Below are 6,753 nucleotides of genomic sequence, written 5' to 3'. Positions count from 1 at the left end.
GCCCGCTCAGGCGTCCGACGCCGCGGCGGCGGGGGCCGGGGCGGAGAGGGCGGCGAAGCGCTCCTCGAGCAGCGCCGCCGTGGCCTCCATCAGCCTGAGCGCGATCTCGGCGACGTGGCGCTTGCGCCAGTCCTCCAGCCCGCTGCCCTTGACCCAGTGGTTGAAGGCGCCGAGGGCCGGGCCGCAGTGGATCTGGTAGTCGACCTTCTGCTCGGTGTCGCCCTGCTCGGCGAGCCGCATGCTGTGCACGAAGTACCAGCGGAAGATCAGCGCCATCTTGTGCTTCGGGTTGGCCTCGGCCCTGGCGATCTCTTCCGGAGCGACCTCGGCGTAGAAGCTCCGGGTCTCGTCCCAGACCGCCTCGAAGCTGCGCCTGAAGTACTTCTCCTGGATCTGCCTGCGGGTGCGGGCGTCGATCTCGTCGAGCGAGCCGTGCAGGCGCCAGAGGTCGTAGAGCTTGCTGGCGCGGGCCGGGAAGAACAGGCCCTTCTTGACGACCTGGATCTCGGCGCCGAGCTCGAAGAGGCTGCCGGACGGGCAGTGGCCGGTGTCCTGGACGTCGATCTGCTGCAGCAGGTCCTTGACGGCCTCGCTGGTGTCGGCCTCGACGGTGCACTGGTTGATCGAGCCGGTCAGGACGAAGTCGGCGCCGAGCACGAAGGCCGCCGCGGCCGCGGCCGGCGTGCCGATGCCGCCGGCGGCGCCGATGCGCACCGGCTTGGGATGGCCGTGGCGCGCCGCCAGCTCGTCGCGCAGCTGCAGCATCGGCGGCAGCAGGCTGGGCAGCGAGCCCCTGTCGGTGTGGCCGCCGGAGTCCGCCTCGACGCAGAGGTCGTCGGCCATCGGCACCGCGCGCACCAGCTCGGCCTCCTCGGCGGTGATCGCGCCGTCGGCCAGCAGCGCCGCGACCAGCCTCTCCGGCGCCGGGGCGAGGAACTGGGCGGCGACCTCGGGCCGCGACAGCTTGGCCATGACCAGCCGGTCGAAGAGGATGCGGCCGCCGGGGCCGCGCCGCAGGCCCTTGGCGCGGTACTTCACCAGCGGCGCCGTGACCTGCAGGTAGGCCGAGGCCTCGATCCGCGGCACGTCGTGGCGCAGCAGCAGGTCGACCGCCGCCATCTCGGCCTGCGGCGTCGCGGCGTTGGCGAGCAGGTTGACGCCCCAGGGCTGCCCCTCGGCCAGGCCCGCCTTGATCTCGAGGATCGCGCTCTCGACGGCCTCGACGCTGCGCGCGCCGGTGCCGAGGAAACCCAGGAACCCGGCCCGGCCCATGGCCACGACCATGCGCGCCGAGGCGATGCCGCGCACCATCGAGCCCTGCACGTAGGCGTAGCGCAGGCCGTGCTCGCGCTTGAACGCGCTGGAGCCGAGGCTGTCGACGGTGATCACGGAGCGCGGCCCTCGAGTGGTTCCGGCCCGCAGTTCAACCCGATCGTCCCGACGGGGACAAGCCTTTCGGCCGCGCCGGACGCCGCGCTTGCGGCAACCAGGCCGGCGACCGACCCGCGGTGCCATACTGGCGGGCCGCAGCCGATGAAACTGAGAACTACGTTTACGCCATACCCCTCCCAATTGGAGCGACAAGCGAATAGCGAAGCTGGGTGGAAGGGGTGTCAGCCGCCAAACCGTGGCGTATGGCCGAATGTTCGCTTGAAAGCATGAGAAAAGGCGCTTTGCGAGCTGTAGCCGACCGCGGCGGCAACCGCTGCAACGGTCTGGCCCGCGTCAAGCTTTCTCCGCGCCAGAACCATCCGCCAGTTGATCAGATAGTCAAGCGGTGGGCGGCCAACGCGCGCCGCGAAGCGTTGCGTGAAGGCCGAGCGTGACATGCCGACCTCCGATGCCAGCATCGGCGCCGTCCAACGGCGCGCGACATCACTGTGCAGCAGTCTGAGCGCCTTGCCGATCTGCGGATCTGCCAGCGCGGTGATCCAGCCCACACTTGTTGACGGATTGACGGCCACGAAAGCGCGGACCGCCGCGACGACGAGAACTTCCGCCAAGCGCTCGGCGACGAGCGAACCGCCTAGTTCCGCGTGATCGATCTCGGCTCTTAGAGATTTCAGTGTCCTTTCGACAGCCTGTGCGGTGGGTGAGGTCCGGTCGACGAGCAGGAATGTGGGAAGCGCATCCAGAACGAACGAGGCGCCGCCATCCGCAAAGCCGCTGCCACCGCCTATCATCGCGGTCTCATCTCCCGTGCCGAGGCGCACCAAGTTGTGTCCTGGCGAAGCGTAGAGCGGCATACCGTCGATCGGCTCGACCGCCGGATTGCTGGCCACTGTGTAGCGCGTGTTGCTGACAAGGACGACGTCGCCTTCCGCGAGGGCTATTGGCGGACGGCCAGGGAGCAGAAGCCAGCATTGGCCCCGGGTGATGGCGACGAATTTCAACCGCGCCCGTCCATCGAAGGCGAGCGCCCAGTCTCCCGCCGCTTCGAGCCCTGTCGCGCGAACGCTGCGCGCACCGAGCGCTGCAAGAACCTCGGAGTATGGATCGCAGGCAATTTCGGCGGATCGCGATAAAGACATGGTCATTCAAGCATAGATCATCCGGAATGGAGTGCGTAGGTCTGACTTCTCGCGCGGAAGACGGAGCCTTATCGTGACTGTAGAGAACAAGATTGTTGTCATCACCGGGGCCGGACGCGGCATCGGCCGGGCAACCGCACTCCATCTGGCCGCGCGCGGAGCGCAAATAGTGCTCGGGGCGCGAAACGAAGCCGAGATCGCCGCGGTGGCGGGGGGGATCAAGGCCGCCGGCGGCCAAGCGGTCTACCGAGTGACCGATGTCACGAGACGATCGGACCTTGTTGCTCTTGCGGGCCTTGCCTGCGAGCGTTTCGGCCGGCTCGACGTCATCGTCAACAATGCCGGCATCGGGCCGATTTCAAGGTTCGACGCTCTGAAGGTCGATGACTGGGACGCCATGATCGATGCAAACCTGAAGGGCGCGCTTTATGGCATCGCCGCCGCGCTGCCTGTATTCAGCCGTCAGGGCAACGGGCACGTCATCAACGTCATCTCGACGGCCGGTATCAAGATCGTGCCGACAATGGGCGTCTACGCAGCCACAAAGAACGCGCTGCGAACCGTCACCGAAGCGTTGCGGCAGGAATCAGGCCCAAACCTGCGCGTAACGGAAGTATCGCCGGGTTTCGTAGACACAAGTTTCGTCGAGGCCGCCATTGCCGATCCGGCCATCAAAGCGGCGATGCAAAAGCGCAAGAAAGAACTGGCTATTTCACCGGACGCGATCGCACGGGCGATAGCCTTCGCAATCGAACAACCCGACGACGTCGAAATCGGCAGCATCGTGGTGCGCCCGACCGCACAGGATTGACAGTGGGGAGCTTGTTGGCGCGACGCCTGTGCATGCACCTTGGCTCATCGTTCCGGGCCGCAGTCAATCGAGCTTCAGCGCATAACCGGCGGCTCGCGATGCGCTTGGTGACACCTACATCGTCGCGGGCCAGATTGCGGGCGGGCAAGGGGAGGCATTGATCGAGGCAGGCAAGGTCGCCTTCACTCAGGCGCACTCAGTGCCGTTGACGACAGCCGCCGGGGTGATCGCGATTCTGGCGGTCGTGGTGTTCTTTACCCTGGCCAGGTATCACACCCCTTCCCGTGCACATCATTGGCCGCCCTCAGGAGAGTAGCGCAAATGCAAATCATTGAGACCGAGCGCCTGATCCTGAGGCCCTTCCGGGAAGGGGATGCCGCCGACCTCTTCGCTTATCTGCACGCGCCCACCGCCACCTGCTTCCTCTCGCTCAAGCTCTCAAACCTGGCTGACGCGGAGATCGAAGTCAGGAAACGCGCTCTCGACGAGGGCAGTGTGGCAATATGCCTGAAACAGACCGGTCAGGTCATCGGCGATCTGTTCGGCGGCGGTGCAGATGTCGAGGAAGACGGAACCACCTCAGTCGGCTGGAACCTCAACCCGCAGTTCGGTGGCCAAGGATATGCGTTTGAAGCCGCGAGAGCCCTGTTTGATCATCTTTTCCGGGCAAAGGGCTTTCGCCGGCTCTATGCCTATGTCGAAGACCACAACAAGCCCTCGCAGCGACTCTGCGAAAAGCTCGGAATGCGCCGGGAAGGCGTGTTCGTTGAGTTTATATCGTTCACCACTGACGATGCGGGCAATCCGATCTACGAAAACACCATGCAATACGCCATCCTGCGTCGCGAATGGATGTCTGGTGTTCCAGCAATTTGAAAAACGCTTGTCATGACCGGCACGCAGGCGCTGAGACGTTGGGTTATGGCGTATAAGCGGCGGTGATCGGCGGAGTGCGTATGCTACGTGGTGTCGATGCGGCCATTGGCGGCAGCCGGCGGCAATATCGCACTATAGAGGGCAATCGGCGGCAAGTGGCGGAGGGGGTGGGATTCGAACCCACGAGGGGGGTGACCCCCTGCCGGTTTTCAAGACCGGTGCCTTCAACCGCTCGGCCACCCCTCCGGACGGCTCCCGGCTTAGCAAAGGCCGGGGCGGCGGGGAAGGGCGCTTCAGGCGTGGGAGAAGAGCCGGAGGCCCGGGACCTCGAGCTCGGCGCGCAGGATGCTGCCGCTCTCGCTCTCGGTGATGAAGAGGTGGCGCCGCTCCGGGCCGCCGAAGGCGACGTTGGTGTTGTGCAGGCCGGCGCAGGACTCGATGCGCAGCGAGGGCTCGCCGCGCGCCGTGAAGCGCCAGACCACGCCGAGGCCGATGTGGCAGACGATCAGGCCACCCTCGGCGTCGACCGCCAGGCCGTCCGGGCCGCCGCCGCCGGAGAGCTGGATGAAGTTGTGCACCTTGGCGACCCGGCCGTGCGGCATCAGCGGCACCCGCCAGACCGCGTTGGCGCGGGTCACCGCGACGTAGAGGTGGCTCTCGTCGGGGCTGAGGGCAATGCCGTTCGGGCTCGGCACGTTGTCGAGCAGGCAGTCGACCCGGCCGTCGGCGCGCAGGCAGAAGACCCGGCCGGTCGGGTCGTGCAGGCCGGTCAGGCCCTGGTCGGTGAAGTAGAGGTCGCCGTTGCTGGCGAAGACCAGGTCGTTGACCGCCTTGAGGCGCTCCAGCTGGACGCGCTGCAGCACCGGGGTGACGCTGCCGCTCTGCGGATCCAGCTCGACGATGCCGTTCTTGTAGTCGGCGATCAGGATCCGGCCGTCCCGGTGGATCTTCAGGCCGTTCGGCTCGCCGTCGTAGTCGGCGATGAGGCTCCAGTCGCCGGCCGGCGACAGGCGGAAGACCCGGCCGAAGGGGATGTCGACCAGGTAGAGGTTGCCGGCGCGGTCGAAGGAGGGGCCCTCGAGCAGCGAGTGGGTCGGGTTGCCGCCCGGCTGGCCCTCGAGCCACTCCGAGCGCTTGGGCGGGTTGCGGTACGCCTCGGGCAGGGTGGCGAAGACTTCGGTGCGGACGACCGGCGGCGGGGCGAACATGGGCGTCTCCAGCTGGGCTAGTGGGCGCGCATCAGGCTCGGCAGGTAGAGCGCGATCCCGGGGAAGGCGTAGAGCAGGAAGCCGAAGCCGGCGATGATCAGGGCGAAGGGCAGGGAGGCCCAGCCGATCTCGCCGAGCGGCGTGGCCGGCGTGATCGACTTGATGGCGAAGAGGTTGAGGCCCATCGGCGGGGTCAGCGCGCCGAGCTCGATGAAGACGACCAGCACGATGCCGGTCCAGACGCCGTCGAAGCCCATGGCGACGAGGCCGGGATAGAGCACCGGCACGGTCAGCAGCAGGATCGACAGCCCGTCGATGAACATGCCGACCACGAGGTAGAGCAGGAACAGCAGGCAGAAGAAGGCGAAGGGCCCGAGCCCCGATTCCGTGAGCAGGCCGGCGACTCCCCGGCCGATGCCCGAGGTCGTGATGGCGAAGCTCAGCACCTGGGCGTTGATCGTGATGAACAGCACGACGGTGCTGGTCAGCACGGCGTTGACCAGGGCCTCGCGCAGGGACGCCCAGGTCAGGTCGCGGTAGGCGAGGCCGATCAGCGTCGCCAGCAGGCAGCCGAAGCCGGCGGCCTCGGTCGGCGTCACCACGCCCCAGTACATGCCGCCGAGGATCGCCGCGATCAGGGCGCCGACTGGCACGGTGTCGAGCAGGCCGCGCAGGACCTCGGCCGGGGTGGCGCGGCGGCCGGCGGTCGGGGCCATCTCCGGCGACAGCCTGGTGCGCAGGGCGATGTAGGCCATGAAGCAGGCCGCCAGCACCAGGCCGGGCAGGATGCCGGCGACGAACAGGTCGACGACCGATTCCTGGACGATCGAGGCGTAGACGATGATCGGGATGCTGGGCGGGATCAGGATGCCGAGGCAGCCGCCGCCGGTCAGCGAGCCGAGGGTCAGGCGGTCGCTGTAGCCGCGCCGCCGCATCTCCGGCAACGCCACCGTGCCGACCGTCATGGCGGTCGCGACCGACGAGCCGGCGAGCGCCGAGAAGACCGCGCAGCCGACGATGTTGGTGTGGGCGAGGCCGCCGGGGAAGGGGGCCAGCAGGTGCGAGACGCCGGAATAGAAGCGCTGCGACAGGCCGCTGCGCAGGATGATCTCGCCCATCAGCACGAACAGGGGGATCGACACCAGGGTGAAGGTGTTGGTGGTGTTCCAGACGATGTCGCCGAAGCTGGCCCAGAGCTGGCTGCCGGAGACCAGGGTGACGCCGATGATGCCGATCAGCCCCATGGTCGTGCCGATCGCGACGCCGCCGACCAGGCAGGCCGCCAGGATCACCCCGTAGAGCAGCAGCGCCGTGTCCCAGGCCATGG

The 6,753-nt window shown here is 67.4% G+C and carries 6 protein-coding genes and 1 tRNA gene; 2 read left to right on the top strand and 5 right to left on the bottom strand.

From position 1 onward, the window contains the following. Positions 1 to 6 precede the first annotated feature (6 nt). Both B9O00_RS25120 and B9O00_RS25115 read right to left on the bottom strand, forming a co-directional pair. A complete protein-coding gene (locus B9O00_RS25120) occupies positions 7 to 1,389 on the bottom strand; it encodes a PfaD family polyunsaturated fatty acid/polyketide biosynthesis protein (protein WP_085125489.1) in 1,383 nt (460 codons plus the stop codon). A 224-nt stretch (positions 1,390 to 1,613) separates the two neighbouring features. Continuing rightward, positions 1,614 to 2,537, bottom strand: coding sequence for an AraC family transcriptional regulator (locus B9O00_RS25115; protein WP_200808655.1), 924 nt, complete (start codon positions 2,535 to 2,537; stop codon positions 1,614 to 1,616). A gap of 67 nt (positions 2,538 to 2,604) precedes the next feature. Here B9O00_RS25115 and B9O00_RS25110 point away from each other — a divergent pair, with 67 nt between their 5' ends. Both B9O00_RS25110 and B9O00_RS25100 read left to right on the top strand, forming a co-directional pair. Then, positions 2,605 to 3,342, top strand: a complete 738-nt coding sequence (locus B9O00_RS25110) for an SDR family oxidoreductase (protein ID WP_085125488.1) — start codon at positions 2,605 to 2,607, stop codon at positions 3,340 to 3,342. A 321-nt stretch (positions 3,343 to 3,663) separates the two neighbouring features. Next, positions 3,664 to 4,218: a GNAT family N-acetyltransferase gene (locus B9O00_RS25100; protein WP_085125487.1), complete on the top strand. Its 555-nt coding sequence runs from the start codon at positions 3,664 to 3,666 to the stop codon at positions 4,216 to 4,218. Positions 4,219 to 4,374: 156 nt separating this feature from the next. Here the strand turns inward: B9O00_RS25100 and B9O00_RS25095 are convergent. From B9O00_RS25095 to B9O00_RS25085, 3 genes are all read right to left on the bottom strand, one after another. Further along, positions 4,375 to 4,464, bottom strand: a tRNA-Ser gene (locus B9O00_RS25095). A gap of 47 nt (positions 4,465 to 4,511) precedes the next feature. Then, positions 4,512 to 5,426, bottom strand: a complete 915-nt coding sequence (locus tag B9O00_RS25090) for an SMP-30/gluconolactonase/LRE family protein (RefSeq protein ID WP_085125486.1) — start codon at positions 5,424 to 5,426, stop codon at positions 4,512 to 4,514. Positions 5,427 to 5,443: 17 nt separating this feature from the next. After that, positions 5,444 to 6,751, bottom strand: a complete 1,308-nt coding sequence (locus B9O00_RS25085; protein WP_085125485.1) for a TRAP transporter large permease — start codon at positions 6,749 to 6,751, stop codon at positions 5,444 to 5,446. Between the last annotated feature and the right edge of the window lie 2 nt (positions 6,752 to 6,753).

Source organism: Tistlia consotensis USBA 355, assembly GCF_900177295.1.
GTDB lineage: Bacteria > Pseudomonadota > Alphaproteobacteria > Kiloniellales > DSM-21159 > Tistlia > Tistlia consotensis.
Note: the sequence above shows the minus strand (reverse complement) of the source record. Positions and strands in the feature narration are given on the sequence as shown.